14 protein-coding genes are annotated in these 18,267 nt (G+C 68.8%); 10 read left to right on the top strand and 4 right to left on the bottom strand.

What is annotated here, in order from left to right; translation table 11 throughout:
* Positions 1–12 precede the first annotated feature (12 nt).
* The 3 genes from CFB47_RS16515 to CFB47_RS16505 all read right to left on the bottom strand — a co-directional run bounded on the left by CFB47_RS16515 (position 13) and on the right by CFB47_RS16505 (position 3,526).
* Complete coding sequence (locus CFB47_RS16515) at positions 13–609, bottom strand: hypothetical protein (RefSeq protein ID WP_089461687.1); 597 nt, start codon at positions 607–609, stop codon at positions 13–15.
* A gap of 5 nt (positions 610–614) precedes the next feature.
* Complete coding sequence (ggt, locus tag CFB47_RS16510) at positions 615–2,492, bottom strand: gamma-glutamyltransferase (protein ID WP_089461686.1); 1,878 nt, start codon at positions 2,490–2,492, stop codon at positions 615–617.
* A 71-nt stretch (positions 2,493–2,563) separates the two neighbouring features.
* A complete protein-coding gene (locus tag CFB47_RS16505; RefSeq protein WP_089461685.1) occupies positions 2,564–3,526 on the bottom strand; it encodes a LysR family transcriptional regulator in 963 nt (320 codons plus the stop codon).
* 249 nt (positions 3,527–3,775) lie between these two features.
* Here CFB47_RS16505 and CFB47_RS16500 point away from each other — a divergent pair, with 249 nt between their 5' ends.
* The 9 genes from CFB47_RS16500 (at position 3,776) to CFB47_RS16460 (ending at position 16,860) form a co-directional block, all read left to right on the top strand.
* Entirely contained in the window at positions 3,776–5,908 is a 2,133-nt protein-coding gene (locus tag CFB47_RS16500; protein WP_089461831.1) for a 3-hydroxyacyl-CoA dehydrogenase NAD-binding domain-containing protein, read from the top strand.
* 29 nt (positions 5,909–5,937) lie between these two features.
* Positions 5,938–7,146, top strand: coding sequence for an acyl-CoA dehydrogenase family protein (locus CFB47_RS16495; protein ID WP_089461684.1), 1,209 nt, complete (start codon positions 5,938–5,940; stop codon positions 7,144–7,146).
* 14 nt (positions 7,147–7,160) lie between these two features.
* A complete protein-coding gene (locus CFB47_RS16490) occupies positions 7,161–8,297 on the top strand; it encodes an acyl-CoA dehydrogenase family protein (RefSeq protein WP_089461683.1) in 1,137 nt (378 codons plus the stop codon).
* Between the two features lie 30 nt (positions 8,298–8,327).
* Positions 8,328–9,533, top strand: coding sequence for a CaiB/BaiF CoA-transferase family protein (locus CFB47_RS16485; protein WP_089461682.1), 1,206 nt, complete (start codon positions 8,328–8,330; stop codon positions 9,531–9,533).
* 197 nt (positions 9,534–9,730) lie between these two features.
* Complete coding sequence (locus CFB47_RS16480; protein ID WP_039346261.1) at positions 9,731–10,036, top strand: DUF485 domain-containing protein; 306 nt, start codon at positions 9,731–9,733, stop codon at positions 10,034–10,036.
* Positions 10,037–10,047: 11 nt separating this feature from the next.
* Entirely contained in the window at positions 10,048–11,733 is a 1,686-nt protein-coding gene (locus tag CFB47_RS16475; RefSeq protein ID WP_089461830.1) for a cation acetate symporter, read from the top strand.
* 358 nt (positions 11,734–12,091) lie between these two features.
* Positions 12,092–13,381 carry a dicarboxylate/amino acid:cation symporter gene (locus CFB47_RS16470; RefSeq protein WP_039346259.1) on the top strand — a complete coding sequence of 430 codons (1,290 nt, stop codon included), beginning with the start codon at positions 12,092–12,094 and terminating at the stop codon, positions 13,379–13,381.
* A gap of 4 nt (positions 13,382–13,385) precedes the next feature.
* Positions 13,386–15,410, top strand: a complete 2,025-nt coding sequence (locus CFB47_RS16465; protein WP_089461681.1) for an ATP-binding protein — start codon at positions 13,386–13,388, stop codon at positions 15,408–15,410.
* Between the two features lie 94 nt (positions 15,411–15,504).
* Positions 15,505–16,860, top strand: coding sequence for a sigma-54 dependent transcriptional regulator (locus CFB47_RS16460; RefSeq protein ID WP_089426405.1), 1,356 nt, complete (start codon positions 15,505–15,507; stop codon positions 16,858–16,860).
* Between the two features lie 97 nt (positions 16,861–16,957).
* Here the strand turns inward: CFB47_RS16460 and CFB47_RS16455 are convergent, their stop codons facing one another.
* Entirely contained in the window at positions 16,958–17,494 is a 537-nt protein-coding gene (locus CFB47_RS16455) for a peroxiredoxin (protein ID WP_089426404.1), read from the bottom strand.
* Positions 17,495–17,653: 159 nt separating this feature from the next.
* Here CFB47_RS16455 and CFB47_RS16450 point away from each other — a divergent pair, with 159 nt between their 5' ends.
* A complete protein-coding gene (locus CFB47_RS16450) occupies positions 17,654–18,226 on the top strand; it encodes a hypothetical protein (RefSeq protein ID WP_089461829.1) in 573 nt (190 codons plus the stop codon).
* Positions 18,227–18,267: the final 41 nt, after the last annotated feature.

The raw sequence follows: 18,267 nt of genomic DNA, 5'->3' as shown, positions 1-18,267 counted from the left end.
AGCGCGCAGTGCTCAGATGTGCTGGTGCACGACCGCCAGCGGCTGGCCATACGCGGCGGTGAATTCGGCGATGAACGCATCGCTCAGCAGCCAGTTCTGGAAATTGAAGCCGAGATTGCCGAAGGCCCACGGCGGGTCGTAGCGCCACTGCGTCACGGCCTGCCGATGTCCGCACGCGCCGCATACGAGCGGAGCCGCATCGTCACCCTTGAACCAGTCGGAAAATGCATCACCCCATGCGTCGCCGAGTGCGGTCTGCTCCGCGTTGCACGCCCGGCAGAAAATTTCGAGGCCGTTCCCCCCGGCATCGAAGATGCGGCGCTCCACGGCGACCTCCAGCCAGTTCGGGATTGACGGCGGCAAATTCGCGCGCGCGTCGCAGGCGTTCGCATGATGCGGGCCGGGTGGGTAACCGGTTCGGTCGATGGCCGTCAGATGGCTTTCCTTGAGCCCGCAGGTCTTGCCCCATTCGCGATACAGGTCACCGACGCGCGTCGCCGTGCCGACGATGCCTGCTGCCTGCAGCCACGCGATCATTCTCTGCGCTTGCGCAGGCGCTGCATCGAGTGAAACCGCTGGGTCGATCAGCCACGTGAAGTTGTCGCTCATCGCCCTCATTCCCCCATCGCCATGCCTTCGCGCCGCGGATCCGCGCCGCCGAACCACACCGTCTGCCCCTGCACGTTCAGCCGCTGGATCCCCTGCAGCCCCGAGTTCATCTCGACGATCTGCACGTCGTGCCCGCGGCCCTTCAGCCCGTCGGCAAGCGCCTCCGACACGCGGCCGCGTTCGAGCTGCGTCGGCCCGTTCATCGACCCGAAGTTCGGCAGCGCGATCGCCTGCTGCATCGTCATCCCCCAGTCGAGCACGCCGACCAGCGTCTTCGTGACGTGATTGATGATCGCGGGGCCGCCGGCCGAGCCGACGATCATCGTCACCTGCTTCGTCTTCTTGTCGAACACCAGCTCCGGCGACATCGCCGAGCGCGGCCGCTTGCCGGCCTGCACGCGGTTCGCGACCGGCCGGCCGTTGTCGTTCGACACGAACGAGAAATCGGTGAGCTGGTTGTTCAGCATGAAGCCGCGCACCATCAGCCGCGAACCGAACGCGTCCTCGATGCTGGTCGTCATCGACAGCGCCTGGCCGTAGCGGTCGACGATCGCGATGTCGGACGTCGACGGCAGCTCGGGGCTGCGGTCGTCGGCCATCGCGAGCGTCGCGCCCTGCGGCGTGCCGGCCTGCGCGACGCCCATGCTGCTGTCGCCGATCAGGTGCGCGCGCTGCGCGAGATAGGTCTTGTCGATGAGGCTCGCCCAGCTGCCGCCCGGCAGCGGCACGAAATCGGGATCGGCGACATAGCGCGCGCGGTCCGCATACGCGAGGCGCCCGGCTTCGCTGAACAGGTGCGCGGCGAACGGGGTCGGCTCGTAGCCGACGTCGTTGCGCACCGGCTTCTGCGCGCCGATCTGCTGCCAGTCGGGCATCGCTTCGAGGATGCCGAGCATCTGCGCGATCGCGAGGCCGCCCGACGACGGCGGCGGCATCCCGCACACGACCGAGCGTCGGTAGTCGGCGCACAGCGGCGCACGCACCTTCGCCTTGTAGCGCGCGAGATCCTGCAGCGACAGCAGGCCCGGGTTGGTCGGGTGCTTGCGCACCTTCGTGACGATGTCGCGCGCGATCGCGCCGCTGTAGAACGCGTTCGCGCCGCGGTCGGCGACCTGGCGCAGCACGGTCGCGAGTGCGGGGTTCTTCAGCACCGTGCCGGCCGCCTTCGGCGTGCCGTCCGGGTTGTAGAAGTACGCACGGGCGGCCGGGTCGTTCCTCAGGTACTTGTCATTGGCGATCAGTGCCGCGAGCCGCGGGCTGATCGTGAAGCCGTGCTCGGCGAGCCGGATCGCCGGCTGGAACAGCCGGCGCCACGGCAGCTTGCCGTGCGCGCGATGCGCGGCGTCGAGCATGCGCAGCACGCCCGGCGTGCCGACCGAGCGCCCGCCGACGACACCTTCGTAGAAGCTCATCGGCTGGCCGGTCGGCCCGTAGAACAGGCGGTCGGTGGCAGCGGCCGGCGCGGTTTCGCGGCCGTCGTAGGCCTGCGTTGCCTTGCCGTCGAAGTACAGCATGAACGCGCCGCCGCCGATCCCCGACGATTGCGGCTCGACGAGCGCGAGCACCATCTGCGTGGCGATCGCCGCGTCGATCGCGGTGCCGCCGGCCTTCAGCATGTCGAAGCCGGCCTGCGTCGCGAGCGGGTTCGCGGCGGCGATCATGACGTGCTGCGAGGTCCAGCCCGGCTTGTCGGTCCAGCCGGACGACAACTCGGGCGCGTGGAAGCCGGGCAGCGGCACGGCGGCGCCCGAGGCGGCGGCGACGGGCACCACCGCACCCGACGGCGGCGTGGACGGGGACGTGCAGCCGGCGTTGAACGCGACGAGCGCGACGGCGGCGAGCAGCGTCCAGGAGCGCGAATGCGGACGAATCCGGTCGAACATTGAACCCTCGGCAGCAGTGAATTCGAAGGAGGCGACGGTGCCGGCGCAACGCGGCTGCCCGCCCCGGCGCGCTATTGTCGCCGCGCGCCCGGCGGCTTGTCACCCGACAGGAAACCCTGACGCAGCGCGCCGGGCCCGCCCCGGCCGGTCTTTCCGGCCTGTTCGAGGATGAACTCTATGAACGTCGACGTCGCGCGCGTGTGGTGCCGGTTCGGCATGTAGAGCATGTACATGTGCGTGCCGAAGATGCTGAGCCGGTACGCGTCGAGCGACGTGACGACCGTGCCGCGCCGGATGTCGTCCTGCACCACGTAGTCGGGCACGATGCCGACGCCGATCCCGCCGAGGATCGCCTGCCGCAGGAACAGGAAGTTCTCCGAAACCAGCGTGGGCTCGAGCAGCACCTCGTGGCGCTCGTCGCCGAGATACGCGGCGATCCTGAGCTGCCGGCCCATCACCGTCGCGGTGACGACGGGGGCGGCCGACAACGCGCCGAGGCTCGCCGGCATCCCGTGCTCGGCCGCGAAGGCGGCCGACGCGCACGCGACGTAGCGCACCGCGCCCATGTCGCGCGCGACGAGGTTCTGCGGCGGCTCCGGCATCACGCGCACCGCGATGTCGATCTCGTCGCGCATCAGGTCTTCCACGCGGTTCTCGAACACGACGTCGAGCACGATGCCCGGATGCAGCCGCTTGAACGCGAGCAGCCAGTCGGACATCACCATCTGCCCGTAGCCGCTCGGCACCGACAGCCGCACGCGGCCCTGCAGGTCCTGGCCGAGCGTCGTCACCGATTCCTGCGCGGCGAGCAGTTCGTTGCGGATGCGCCGGCCGTGCTCGTACAGCTTCAACCCGATCTCGGTCGGCTCGATGCGCCGCGTCGTGCGCCGCACGAGCTGCTGGCCGATCGAGCGCTCGAGCTGGTTCAGCCGGTAGCTGACGTTTGCGCGGCTCATCTTGAGCCGCTGCGCGGCCTTGCTGAGATTGCCGGCATCGAGGATCTCGACGAGCAGCGTCAGCGCGTTCAGGTCCATGCGTCGCGTCTCCTGATCCGTCCCGTTTAATGGTCGGACGCACTCAATGTCAAGTCAGACTTGACAGCTTGTAAAAGCGGAAGGGAATTGTCAATGAATCTAGATCAATCGAGAATCAGGTCATGCCCGGCATACGGCCGGATCTTGTCCCGCTTCGTGCGGGACCGGGGCCTGTGCCCCGGCGCCGCTCGCGTGGCCGTGAGCCACGAACCGGCGTCGACGCACCCGCCGCCGCGTCAAGGAGACACGATGAATTCACCCGCTTCCCCCGCCAGCCCGGCCGGCACCGTCACGCGCGAACGGCGCGACAAGGTGCTCGTCGTCACGATCGACCATCCGCCCGTCAACGCGCTGTCCGCCGAGGTGCGGCGCGGCCTCGCCGACGCCCTCGACGCGGCGCACGCCGACGACGCGATCCGCGCGGTGCTGATCGTCGGCGCCGGCCGCAACTTCATCGCGGGCGCCGACATCCGCGAATTCGGCAAGCCGATCGTGCCGCCGTCGCTGCCGGATGTATGCGAGCGGATCGAATCGGGCACGAAGCCGGTCGTGGTCGCGCTGCACGGCGCGACGCTCGGCGGCGGCCTCGAAGTCGCGCTCGCCGCGCATTACCGGCTCGCGGTACCCGGCACGAAGCTCGGGCTGCCCGAAGTCACGCTCGGCCTGCTGCCCGGCGCGGGCGGCACGCAGCGCGCGCCGCGCCTGATCGGTGCGAAGGCCGCGCTCGACCTGATGCTGACCGGGCGTCATGTGAGCGCGGACGAAGCGCTCGTGCTGGGCCTCGTCGACCGCGTCGCGCACAGCGACGACACGCTCGCCGAAGGCCTCGCGTACGCGCAGGAACTCGTGTCGCTCGGCGCGCCGGTGCGCCGCACGCGCGATGCGCGGGGGCTCGCCGATCGCGTGGCCGCGCAGGCCGCGATCGATGCGGCGCGCGCGGAATTGCCGAAGAAATCGCGTGGCCTGTTCTCGCCGGCGAAGATCGTCGACGCGGTCGAGGCAGCGCTCACGCAGTCGTTCGACGCGGGGATGAAGCTCGAGCGCAGCCTGTTCCTGCAGTGCATCGACAGCCCGCAGCGCGCGGGCCTCGTGCATGCGTTCTTCGCGGAGCGCGAAGCGGCGAAGGCACCCGAGGCGCGGCGCGCGAGCGTGCGGCCGGTCGAGCGGATCGGCGTGGTCGGCGGCGGCACGATGGGCGCGGGCATCGCGGTCGCGGCGCTCGACGCCGGGCTGCCGGTGACGATGATCGAACGCGACGAAGCATCGCTCGCACGTGGCCGGGCGCACGTCGAGAAGGTATATGACGGCCTCGTCGCGAAAGGGCGGATGACGCCGGCCGCACACGCGGCGCGGCTCGCACGCTTCAAGGGCAGCACGTCGTACGACGCGCTCGCGCAGGCCGACGTCGTGATCGAGGCCGTATTCGAGGACATGGCCGTCAAGCAGGCCGTGTTCGCCGAACTCGCGCGCGTGTGCAAGCCGGGCGCGGTGCTCGCGACCAACACGTCGTATCTCGACATCGACGCGCTGGCCGCCAGCATCGACCGGCCGGCCGACGTGATCGGCCTGCATTTCTTCTCGCCGGCCAACGTGATGAAGCTGCTCGAGATCGTCGTGCCGGCGCGCGTGAGCGCGGACGTCGTCGCGACCGCGTTCGCGCTGGCGAAGCAGCTGAAGAAGACGCCGGTGCGCGCGGGCGTGTGCGACGGCTTCATCGGCAACCGGATCCTCGCGGTCTATCGCACGGCGGCCGACACCCTGATGGAAGACGGCGCGTCGCCGTACCAGATCGATCGCGCGGTGCGCGAATTCGGCTTCCCGATGGGGCCGTTCCAGGTCGTCGACCTCGCGGGCGGCGACATCGGCTGGGCGACCCGCAAGCGCCGCGCGGCGACACGCGACCCGCGTGCGCGCTACGTGGAAATTTCCGACCGGCTGTGCGAGCGCGGCTGGTTCGGCCAGAAGACCGCGCGCGGCTACTACCTGTATCCGGACGGCGCGCGTGTCGGCACGCCGGACCCGGAAGTCGAGGCGATCGTCGCGGAAGAACGCGCGAAGAAGGGCGTCACGCCGCGCACGTTCACCGACGACGAGATCCTGCGCCGCTACCTCGCCGCGATGATCAACGAAGGCGCGAACGTCGTGCACGAGAAGATCGCGCTGCGCCCGCTCGATGTCGATGCGGTGTTCCTGCACGGCTACGGCTTCCCGCGCTATCGCGGCGGCCCGATGCATTACGCGGACACGGTCGGCCTCGCGAACGTGCTCGCCGATATCCGCGCGTTCGCGAAGGAAGATCCGCTGTTCTGGAAGCCGTCGCCGCTGCTCGTCGATCTCGTCGCGCGCGGCGCGGATTTCGCGAGCCTGAACCGCATCGACTGAACGCCCACCGCATTCGCCACGGACCCACGATGGACCTCAATTTCACTCCCGAAGAGGAAGCTTTCCGCACGGAAGTGCAGCGCTTCCTGCAAGCCGAACTGCCCGCGCGCATCGCGCGCAAGGTGAAGGGCGGCCTGCATCTCACGCGCGACGACATGCGCGAATGGCACGCGATCCTCAACGCGCGCGGCTGGCTCGCGAGCCACTGGCCGCGCGAATACGGCGGCCCCGGCTGGAGCGTCGCGCAGAAGTTCCTGTTCGACAACGAATGCGCGCTCGCGGGTGCGCCGCGCATCGTGCCGTTCGGCGTGAACATGCTCGGCCCCGTGCTGATCAAGTACGGCAACGACGCGCAGCAGCGCCACTGGCTGCCGCGCATCCTCGACGGCACCGACTGGTGGTGCCAGGGCTACTCGGAGCCGGGCGCCGGTTCCGATCTCGCGGCGGTGAAGACGAGCGCGGTGCGCGGCATCGACGCGCAGGGCGAGCACTATCTCGTGAACGGCCAGAAGACGTGGACCACGCTCGGCCACTACGCGAACATGATCTTCTGCCTCGTGCGCACCGCGACCGACGTGCGCAAGCAGGAAGGCATCAGCTTCCTGCTGATCGACATGAACACGCCGGGCGTCGAGGTGCGCCCGATCGTCACGCTCGACGGCGAGCACGAAGTGAACGAGGTGTTCTTCACCGACGTGCGCGTGCCGGCGGCCAACCTCGTCGGCGAAGAGAACCGCGGCTGGACTTACGCGAAATACCTGCTCACGTACGAACGCACCAACATCGCGGGAATCGGCTTCTCGACGGCCGCGCTCGACCGGTTGCGCGCGGTGGCCGCGAAGGTCACGAAGAACGGCCGGCCGCTCGCGGACGATCCGTTTTTCGCGGCGCGCGTCGCGCGGGTCGAGATCGAACTCGAGAACATGCGCACGACCAACCTGCGCGTGCTGGCCGCGGTCGCGGGCGGCGGCGCGCCCGGAGCGGAAAGCTCGATGCTCAAGATCCGCGGCACGCAGATCCGCCAGGAGATCACCGCGCTGATGCGGCGCGCGATGGGGCCGTACGCGCAGCCGTTCGTCGAGGAAGCGCTCGATGCCGATTACGACGGCGAGCCGGTCGGCCCGGACGACGCCGCGAGCGCCGCGCAGCAGTATTTCAACAACCGGAAGCTGTCGATCTTCGGCGGCTCGAACGAGATCCAGAAGAACATCATCGCGAAGATGATGCTCGGGCTGTAACGAGGGACGCGACGATGGATTTCCAGCACACAGAAGACCGCCGGATGCTGGCGGATACGTTGAACCGCTTCATCGCCGAACAATACGCGTTCCCGGTGCGCGATCGCATCGCGCAGTCGGCCGAGGGGTTCGATCGCACGATGTGGCGGCGCCTTGCCGAACTCGGCACGGTCGGCGCGCTGTTTGCCGAAGCCGACGGCGGGTTCGGCGGCGCGGGCTTCGACATCGCCGTGGTGTTCGAATGCCTCGGGCGCGGGCTCGTCGTCGAGCCGTTCCTCGGCGCGCTGCTCGCGGGCCGAGCGCTGTCGCTCGCCGGCGGCGCAGCGCATCGCGACCGGCTGGCCGCGCTGATCGACGGCAGCGTGAGCGCCGCGTTCGCGCATGACGAGCCGGGCTCGCACTACGAACTGACGACCGTGCGCACGCGTGCCGAACGCTCGGGCGACGGCTGGGTGCTGACGGGCGCGAAGGGCGTCGTCGACCAGGCCGCGCACGCGGCGTTCTTCGTCGTCAGCGCGCGCGTGTCGGGTCATGACGACGATGCGGCCGGCATCGGCCTGTTCGTCGTGCCGGCCGATGCGCCGGGCGTATCGCTGCGCGACTACCGGAAGATCGACGGCGGCCGCGCGGCCGAGGTGCGCTTCGAACGCGTCGTGCTGCCGGCCGATGCCGCGCTCGGCGCGCACGAAGGTGAAGCGGGCGTCGAACTGCTCGAACGCGTGCTCGGCTACGGATTGCTCGCGCTGTCGGCGGAGGCGCTCGGCGCGATGGACGTCGCGAAGGAATACACGCTCGACTACCTGCGCACGCGCAAGCAGTTCGGCTTGCCGATCGGCAGCTTCCAGGCGCTGCAGCACCGGATGGCCGACCTGCTGCTCGAGGTCGAGCAGGCGCGCTCGGCCGTGATCAACGCGGCCGCGCAGCTCGATGCGCCGCGCGCGGTGCGCGAACGCGCGCTCGCGGCGGCGAAGTACACGATCGGCCGGATCGGCACGCTCGTCGCCGAGGAGAGCATCCAGCTGCACGGCGGGATCGGGATGACGTGGGAGCTGCCGCTGTCGCATTACGCGAAGCGCCTCGTGATGATCGATCACCAGCTCGGCGACGAGGATCATCACCTCGCGCGCTACATCGCGCTGTCGAAACAGTAAAAACGAACGACGCGAATGGAGGAGACAAGGATGACGAACGAATCGCGCGCATTGCCGCTGGCCGGCGTGAAGGTGCTCGATTTCTCGCGCGTGCTCGCGGGCCCGTGGTGCGCGATGGTGCTCGCCGATTTCGGCGCGGAAGTGATCAAGGTCGAGCATCCGGCGCGCGGCGACGACACGCGCGACTGGGGCCTGAGGATCGGCGACACCGAGACGACCTACTTCAACAGCGTGAACCGCAGCAAGCGCTCGATTTGTCTCGACCTGCAGACTGAAGACGGGCGCCGGCTCGCACGCGAGCTGGCCGCGCAGGCCGACGTGGTGCTCCACAACTTCAAGTTCGGCGGTGCGGAAAAGCTCGGGCTCGGCTACGACGCGCTGGCCGAGTTGAATCCGCGCGTCGTGCACTGCGCGATCTCCGGCTACGATCGCTCGGGCGCCGAGGCCGCGCGGCCCGGCTACGACCTCGTCGTGCAGGGCGAGGCCGGGCTGATGGCGCTGAACGGCGAGGCCGGCCAGCCGCCGCTGAAGTTCGGCGTCGCGGCGGTCGACCTGTTCACCGGCATGTATTCGGCGCAGGCGATTCTCGCCGCGCTGTATGAGCGCCATGCGACGGGGCGCGGGCGGCGCATCGAAATGGCGCTGTTCGACTGCGGGCTGATGATCACCGCGTACTACGGGCTCGACGCGCTGCTGATGGGCGAGGACCCGCCGCGCTACGGCAACGCGCATCCGTCGGTCGTGCCGTACGGCGTGTTCGACGCGGCCGACGGCCCGCTCGTGATCACGGTCGGCAACAACGCGCAGTTCGCGCGCTTCTGCGCGGTGATCGAACGGCCCGACCTCGCAGCCGACACGCGTTACAAGACCAACCTCGGCCGCTCGGAAAACCGCGCTGAGCTGCTGCCGGAGATTGGTCGTGAACTCGCCCGCCGGTCGCGCGCGACGTTGCTCGCGGCGCTCGCCGAGGCGGGCATTCCGTGCGGCGAAGTGCTCGGGCTGCACGAGGCGCTGACGTCGGAACGCGCGACGCGCGCGGGGCTCGTCACGCGGCAGCCGCACCCGGTCGCGGGCGGCGTCGACGTGCTGGCGCCGCCGTACCGGTTCGATGGCGCGCGGTTGCCGGTGCGCGGTGCGCCGCCGGTGCTCGGTGCCGATACGGAGGCGGTGCTCGGCGGCTGGCTCGGGATGTCGGCGGAGGACGTCGCGCGGTTGCGGGCGGATCGCGTCGTGTAACGCGTTTCATCGGTTGCCGCCGCGGCGCGGGCGGAGCAGTGGACGCGCGCCGGCCATTCCACAAGACACCCCTCGCAATGACGAGGCGGTTGCCCTGCGGGGACTGGAGTAGGCGCTAAAGCGCCAACTCCGGTCGCCCGCGAAGCATGGGACCAGAGTAAGCGCTGAAGCGCCAACTCTGGTCGACAGGAGACACCATGGAGCTTTCCGTCATCGAATCGGTCACGGCGCGCCGTGACTACCAGCAACTCGTGCGGGCGCGGCGCCGCTTCAGCTTCACGCTGACGGCGCTGATGATCGCCACGTACTACGGCTTCATCCTGCTCGTCGCGCTCGCGCCGCACGTGCTCGCCGCGCCGCTGTACCGCGGTGCGACGATGACGGTCGGCATCGCCGCCGGCGTCGCGATCATCCTGGTCGCGATCAGCCTGACCGCGTGCTACGTGCTGCGCGCGAACCGTGCGTTCGACCGCCGCGTCGACGCGATCCTGCAGCGTTCGTGACGGAGGCCGACATGCGACGACTCTCGATGGCGCTCGGCGCGCCTGCCGTTCTCGTTTCCTCCGCCGCGCACGCGGTATCGGTCGCGGGCCCGATGCCCGACAAGGTCGAACTGAACCCGGTCGCGATCGGGATGTTCTTCGCGTTCGTGTTCGCGACGCTCGCGCTCACGCGCTGGGCCGCGCGCCGCACGCGCTCGACACGCGACTTCTACACGGCCGGCGGCGGCATCACCGGGCTGCAGAACGGGCTCGCGATCGCGGGCGACTACATGTCGGCCGCGTCGTTCCTCGGGCTGTCGGGGATGGTGTTCATGTTCGGCTTCGACGGGCTCATCTACTCGATCGGCTTTCTGGTCGGCTGGCCGTTCGTGATGTTCCTGATCGCGGAACCCTTGCGCAACCTCGGCAAGTTCACGTTCGTCGACGTCGTCGCGTACCGCTTCGCGCAGCGGCCGATTCGGCTGCTGACGTCCGCGAATTCGCTGACCATCGTCGTGCTGTACCTCGTCGTGCAGATGGTCGGCGCGGGCAAGCTGATCCAGCTGCTGTTCGGGTTGTCGTACGGCACGGCCGAGCTGATCGTCGGCGTGCTGATGGTGGTCTACGTGTTCTTCGGCGGGATGACGGCCACCACCTGGGTGCAGGTGATCAAGGCCGTGCTGCTGCTGTGCGGCGCGACGCTGCTCGTCGTGCTCGCGCTCAGCGAATTCGGCTTCAGCATCGACGAGATGTTCCGCCGCGCGGTGGCCGTGCATCCGGGCGCGCTGTCGATCATGGGCCCCGGCAAGCTGATCCGCGATCCGGCCAACGCGCTGTCGCTCGGCATCGCGCTGATGTTCGGCACGGCCGGCTTCCCGCACATCCTGATGCGCTTCTTCACGGTGCCGAACGCGAAGGAGGCGCGCAAGTCGGTGCTCTATGCGACCGGCTTCATCGGCTATTTCTATTTGCTGACCTTCGTGATCGGCTTCTCGGCGATCGTGCTGCTCGCGCAGCATCCGGAGTTCTTCAAGCTCGGCGCGAACGGCACGTTCAACCTGACGCACGATCTGCTCGGCGGCTCGAACATGGTCGCGGTGAAGCTGGCGCAGGCGGTCGGCGGGAACTGGTTCTACGGCTTCATCGCGGCCGTCACGTTCGCGACGATCCTCGCGGTGGTCGCGGGCCTCACGCTCGCCGGCGCAACGACGATCTCGCACGACCTGTATGCGCAGATGTGGGCGCGCGGCAAGCCCGACGAGCGCGTCGAGATGCGCATCTCGCGCGCGGCGACGATCGCGCTGTCGGCGGTCGCGATCGGGCTGTCGATCCTGTTCGAGCACGTGAACGTCGCGTTCATGGTCGGCCTCGTCGCGGCGGTCGCCGCGAGCGCCAATTTCCCGGTGCTCGCGATGTCGATCTTCTGGCGCGGGATGACGACGCGCGGCGCGGTGCTCGGCGGCGGCCTCGGCCTCGTGTCGGCGGTCGCGCTCACGGTGCTGTCGAAGTCGGTGTGGGTCGACGTGCTGCACCATGCGCACGCGCCGGTGTTCCTCGACAACCCGGCGCTCGTGTCGGTGCCGCTCGCGTTCATCGGGATCGTTGCGGGCTCGCTCGCGGATCGCGGCGAGCGCGCGCGGCGCGAGCGCGACGCGTTCGCGCAGCAGGAGTTCTACGCGCAGACGGGCGTGCTGGCCGGCCGCGCCGTGCAGCACTGATTCATCTGATGAATGAATGCATCCGTCCGGATCGCCGGACGGATATTTTCCGGAAATCCGGAATCCCGGATTTCCTTGCCTGCCGCATTATGAGAAATACAATGAATACAAAGGCTTGACGGGTTTCAGGAACCTGGCATCGACCTTGCAATATAAAGCGCACGGCCATCCCCCCGGCCGAACTACTACAGCAAGCAAGGAGACAATCGATGACCACTGCCTTCCTCCCCCTCCGGATGTCCTGAGGCATCGCTTGTTGCGGCACGGCAGCCGCGCGGGCGAATGAATCTCCCCTGTGACATTCGTCCGCGCGCGTGACGCCGTTTCCATCGGCTCATCTACTTCTGCAGGAACCATCGTGAAGAAGAAACCCTTCTACAAAGTGCTCTATGTGCAGGTGATCTTCGCCATCATCGTCGGCGTGATCCTCGGCCACTTCTATCCGTCGATCGCCACCGACATGAAGCCGCTCGGCGACGGCTTCATCAAGCTGATCAAGATGGTGATCGGCCCGATCATCTTCTGTACGGTCGTCACCGGCATCGCCGGCATGGAGGACATGAAGAAGGTCGGCCGCGTCGGCGGCAAGGCGCTGCTGTACTTCGAGATCGTGTCGACCTTCGCGCTGGTGCTCGGCCTGGCGGCCACGCACATCCTGCGTCCGGGCGTCGGCTTCAACATCGATCCGGCGACGCTCGACGGCAAGGCCGTGGCGTCGTATGCGGCGAAGGCGCACGGGCAGTCGACGGTCGACTTCCTGATGCACATCATCCCGAACACGATGGTCGATGCGTTCGCGCAAGGCGAGATCCTGCAGATCCTGTTGATCGCGTTGCTGTTCGGCAGCGTGCTCGCGCACCTCGGCGAGCGCGGCAAGGTCGTCACCGACTTCATCGACGGGCTCACGCGCGTGCTGTTCGGCATCGTGCACATCGTCACGAAGCTGGCGCCGATCGGCGCGTTCGGCGCGATGGCGTTCACGATCGGCAAGTACGGCGTCGGCTCGCTGGTGCCGCTGCTCAAGCTGATCGGCACCTTCTACCTGACGTCGGTGGTGTTCGTGCTCGTCGTGCTCGGCACGATCGCGCGCTTCACCGGCTTCTCGATCATCCGCTTCGTGTCCTACATCAAGGAAGAGCTGCTGATCGTGCTCGGCACGAGCTCGTCGGAAGCCGCGCTGCCGCAGCTGATGGAAAAGCTCGAGAAGGCCGGCTGCTCGCGTTCGGTCGTCGGCCTCGTCGTGCCGACCGGCTATTCGTTCAACCTCGACGGCACCAACATCTACATGACGATGGCCGTGCTGTTCATCGCGCAGGCGACCAACATCGAACTGACGTGGATGCAGCAGCTCACGCTGCTGGCCGTCGCGATGCTGACGTCGAAGGGCGCGAGCGGCGTCACGGGCGCGGGCTTCATCACGCTCGCCGCGACGCTGGCCGTCGTGCCGACGATCCCGCTGTCGGGCATGGTGCTGATCCTCGGCATCGACCGCTTCATGAGCGAATGCCGTGCGCTGACCAACATCGTCGGCAACGGCGTCGCGACGGTCGTCGTGTCGGCCTGGGAGAAGGAGCTCGACCGCAACAAGCTGCGCCAGGCGCTGAAGGGCGGCGGCGAAGTGACGCCGACCGAGACGGCCGGCGTCTGACGTCATGAAGGAGCAGGCGGCGGCACCGCCCGCCGGCGGCGCGAGCCGTGGCGCTCGAGGCGGAAGGGCGGAGGCCTATGACACAATAGGCGATCCGCATCGCCAGGAAGCCTCGACCGTGACGCGTCGTCTGCTCATTCTCGTCGTGCTTGCCGCCGCGCTCGCCGCGGCGTGCACGCTGACGTGGACGATCACCTGGCGGCGCGGTGTCGCCGAGTTGCAGCGCAATGCCGCGGTGCGCGTCGACCGCACCACCAACGCGCTCAAGAGCACGCTCGACCGCTACGAGTCGCTGCCCTATCTGCTCGGCAGCCATCCGTACGTGCAGGACCTGCTCGCCGAGCCGACGCGCGCCGACTACACAGGGCGCGTCAATCGCTATCTCGAAGACCTCAACGAACACGCGCACGCGACCGTCACCTACGTGATCGGCGCGGACGGCCTGTGTGTCGCCGCCAGCAACTGGCGCGCGCCCGACAGCTTCGTCGGGATCGAATACCGCTTCCGCCCGTATTTCCTCGATGCGATGAACGGCCAGGTCGGCCGCTTCTTCGGGATCGGCACGATCTCGCGCGATCCCGGCTACTACATCTCGCAGCCCGTGTGGCGCGACGGCAAGATCGCGGGCGTGGTCGTCGTGAAGCTCAACCTCGAATGGTTCCAGGGCGCCGATGCATCCGAGCCGCTCGTCGTCGTGGACGACCACGGCGTCGTGTTCCTGTCGTCGGTGCCCGCGTGGAAGTACCACACGCTGCGGCCGCTGACGGGCTCCGTCGCCGCGTCGATCTACGAGACGCGCCAGTACGCGCAGCAGCCCGTCACGCCGCTGCCGCTGCGCATCGAGCAGGTGCTCGGCCCCGATGCGGAGATCGTGCGCCTCGGTGCGGCCGGCGTAGGCCCGGGCTTGCGCGCGCCGCGATTCCTCGCGAGCAAGCGCCGGATCGGCGAGCCCGACTGGCTGCTCGTCACGCTCGCGCCGATCGCGCCCGTCGATGCCGATGCGCGCAACGCGACGATCGTCACCGGTTTCGGCTTCGTGTCGGTCGCGCTGCTCGCGTTCTACTGGCGGATGCGCCGCGCGCGCGTGCGTGAAATGATCCGCGGCCGCGCGCTGCTGCAGCAGGCGTATGCGGAGCTGAACCGGCGCGTCGAGGAGCGCACGGCCGACCTGTCGGAAGCGAACGAGCAGTTGCAGAAGGAAGTCGGCGACCGGATCCGCGCGGAGCAGGAGCTGCGCGCCGCGCACGACGAACTGATCCAGGCGAGCAAGCTCGCCGCGCTCGGCCAGATGGCGGCCGGCATCACGCACGAACTGAACCAGCCGCTCGCGGCGCTGCGCAGTTTCTCGGACAACACGCGCGTGCTGCTCGATCGCGGCGAGCAGGCGGCCGCGCGCGAGAACCTCGAGGCGATCGCCGCGCTCACCGAGCGGATGGGCAAGATCACGAACCAGCTGAAGCTGTTCGTCGGCCGCGCGAAGCCGCGCAACGAGCAGGCGCTCGTCGTGCGTGCGCTGCGCAGCGTGCTGTCGCTGCTTGGCGAGCGCCTGAGCGGCGTCGCGCTCACGCTGACGCTGCAGGACGCGACCGTGTCGCCCGCGCAGGATGCGCCGCTCGACCTGGCGCGCGACTATCCCGAGCTCGTCGCCCGTTGCGAGGATCTGCGCCTCGAACAGGTACTGATCAACCTGCTCGGCAACGCGCTCGACGCGGTGGCCGGCGTCGCGGCGCCGGCGATCGAGGTGACGATCGCGGTGTCGGCGGCCACGCTCGCCGTCGAGGTGCGCGACAACGGAAGCGGTATTGCCCCCGACCTGCTGCCGCGCCTGTTCGAGCCGTTCTTCACGACCAAGGAAATGGGGCGCGGGCTCGGCCTCGGCCTCGCGATCTCGTCGTCGATCGCGAGCGATGCGGGCGGTGCGCTCACAGCGCGCAACTCGCCGTCGGGCGGAGCGCTGTTCGTCTTGACGCTGCGGCGCGCCCGCACGCATCATCCGGACTCCGTGTCCGAGCCGGCGGGCTCGCGCTAGGCGCGCCACGCCGCCCGCCCGATCGGCGCACGATCGGTATCAACGACGCCGCGCGCGCTGCCGCCGCGCGGCCCGTCAGGAGCAAGTGAGTACGATGGCCAACCGGCTGCAAGTGATCTATATCGAAGACGATGCGCTCGTTCGCCGGGCCAGCGTGCAGAGCCTTCAGCTGGCGGGGTTCGACGTCGCCGGCTTCGAGTCGGCCGAAGCGGCCGAGAAGGCGATCGTCGCGGACAACGCCGGCGCGATCGTCAGCGACATCCGGCTGCCCGGCGCGAGCGGGCTCGACGTGCTCGCGCAGTGCCGCGAGCGCGTGCCCGACGTGCCCGTGATCCTCGTCACGGGGCACGGCGACATCTCGATGGCCGTGCAGGCGATGCGCGACGGCGCATACGACTTCATCGAAAAACCGTTCGCGGCCGAGCGCCTGATCGAGACGGTGCGCCGCGCGCTCGAGCGCCGCGAGCTCGTGCTCGAGAACCACGCGCTGCGGCGCGAGCTGGCCGGGCAGAACGTCGTCGCGCCGCGCATCATCGGCCGCAGCCCGGCAATCGAGCAGGTGCGCAAGCTGATCGCGAACGTCGCGCCTACCGACGCGTCGGTGCTGATCAACGGCGACACCGGCGCCGGCAAGGAGTTGATCGCGCGCAGCCTGCACGAGCTGTCGCCGCGCCGCGACAAGCCGTTCATCGCGGTGAATTGCGGCGCGCTGCCTGAGCCGATGTTCGAATCGGAGATGTTCGGCTACGAGCCCGGCGCGTTCACCGGCGCCGCGAAGCGCCGCGTCGGCAAGCTCGAATATGCGTCGGGCGGCACGCTGTTCCTCGACGAAATCGAAAGCATGCCGCTCGCGCTGCAGGTGAAGCTGCTGCGCGTACTGCAGGACGGCGTGCTGGAGCGGCTCGGCTCGAACCAGCCGATCCGCGTGAACTGCCGCGTGGTGGCGGCCGCGAAGGGCGACATGAGCGAGCTCGTCGCGGCCGGCACGTTCCGGCGCGACCTGCTGTACCGCCTCAACGTCGTGACGATCGCGCTGCCGCCGCTGGCCGAGCGCCGCGAGGACATCGTGCCGCTGTTCGAGCACTTCATGCTCGACGCGGCCGTGCGCTACGCGCGGCCCGCGCCGGTGCTGACCGACCGGCAGCGCGCGAGCCTGATGCAGCGCGACTGGCCCGGCAACGTGCGCGAGCTGCGCAACGCGGCCGACCGCTTCGTGCTCGGCGTGGCCGACATGCCGCAGGAGACGGGCGCGAGCGGCGACGACGCCGACAGCGAGCAGACGCTGAAGGAGCGCATCGAGCAATTCGAGCGTGCGGTGATCGCCGAGGCGCTGAACCAGACGGGCGGCGCGGTCGCCGCGACGGCCGACCGGCTGCACGTCGGCAAGGCGACGCTGTACGAGAAGATGAAGCGCTACGGACTGTCGGCGAAAGGCGAAACCGAGCGCTGAAAAGCAAACGGACCGCGGAACCGGGTTGCCCGGTCGTGCGGTCCGTGGTGCGGGGAAGGGCGCGGTGCGCGGCCCTTGCAGCCGGATCGGGCGGCGCTCAGGCCGCGTTGCCGTCGAGTGCCTTCTTGAGCAGCGCGTCGAGTTCCGCGAACTGCGGTGCGCCGACGTAGCGCTTCAGGATCTTGCCGTCCTTGTCGACGACGAAGGTCGTCGGCGTGAGTTGCACGTTGCCGAACTGCTTCGCGACACTGCCGTCGTCGAGCGCGACCTTGAACGGCAGCTGGCGCGTCTGCGCGTAGTTCGCGACGTACATCGGCGGATCGTAGTTCATCGCGACCGCGACGAATTCCAGACCCTGGCCCTTGAAGCGATTGTAGGTATCGACCATCTGCGGCATTTCCTGCATGCAGGTGGCGCAGCTCGTCGCCCAGAAGTTCACGAGATAGACCTTGCCTTTCAGGTCGCCTGCCGTCGAGACTTTCTGGCCCGACAGCAGCGTGAACGTGGCGTCCGGCACGCTGGACTTGCCGTTGAACGCGAAGAAGCCGGCGACGGCGATCGCCGCGACGACGGCGGCGGCGACGATGTAGCGGACGGGGCCGGCGCTGCGCCGGACGGGAGGCGTGGTGTTCATCTGGTGCTCTCGGAGTCGGTCGATGACGCGGATCAATGCAAAGGACATCGAAATTCGACGCTCATTTTAGCGCGAATGCGGCTTGCGCACCGGCGGCGGCCGCACATCCCGGATTTCACGTTGGCGGATAATGCGCGTTTTGCCTGCCCGATCCACGCCATGCCGAAGGAAGTCACCGTTTCGTTGCGCCCCCTTTTTCGTCCGCTGCGACACTTCGCCGCGCTCGCGTGCGTGAGCGCGGCGCTGGCCGCGTGCTCGCCGTCGTACGACTGGCGCACGCTGCACAACGACGCCGGCTACACGATCGACCTGCCGGCGAAGCCGACCGTCGAGGAGCAACCGGTGGCGATCGGCGGCGCGTCAATGCCGATGCGGATGCAGGCCGCGCACGTCGACGGCGCGGTGTTCGCGGTCGGCACGCTGACGCTGCCGGACGACCGCGACGACACGCGCCGCGCGGCGCTCGAGTTCCTGCGTGCCGGGTTGTCCCGCAATCTCGAAGGCGCGCCGCAGACGGCTTCGGTGCCCGTGCCGCTTGCGGCCGGCGGCGCGGTGAACGGGCTCGAGCTGCGCATCGCCGGCGCGGCCGCCGGCGGCGATCGCGCGCACAAGACGATCATTGCGCGACTCGTCGCGCGCGGCCGGCACGCGTACCAGGCCGTCGTGATTGCCGACGGCAAGCTCGCACAGGAGCAGCTCGACCAGTTTTTCGGGTCGTTCAAACTCGACTGACGATGGTCGGAGAGGGCGCTCAGACACGCTGTGACAACTGA

Source organism: Burkholderia sp. AU27893 (assembly GCF_002223205.1).
Taxonomy (GTDB): Bacteria; Pseudomonadota; Gammaproteobacteria; order Burkholderiales; family Burkholderiaceae; genus Burkholderia.
The sequence above is the reverse complement of the archived record's forward strand: the minus strand, read 5'-3'. Positions and strand labels throughout refer to the sequence as shown.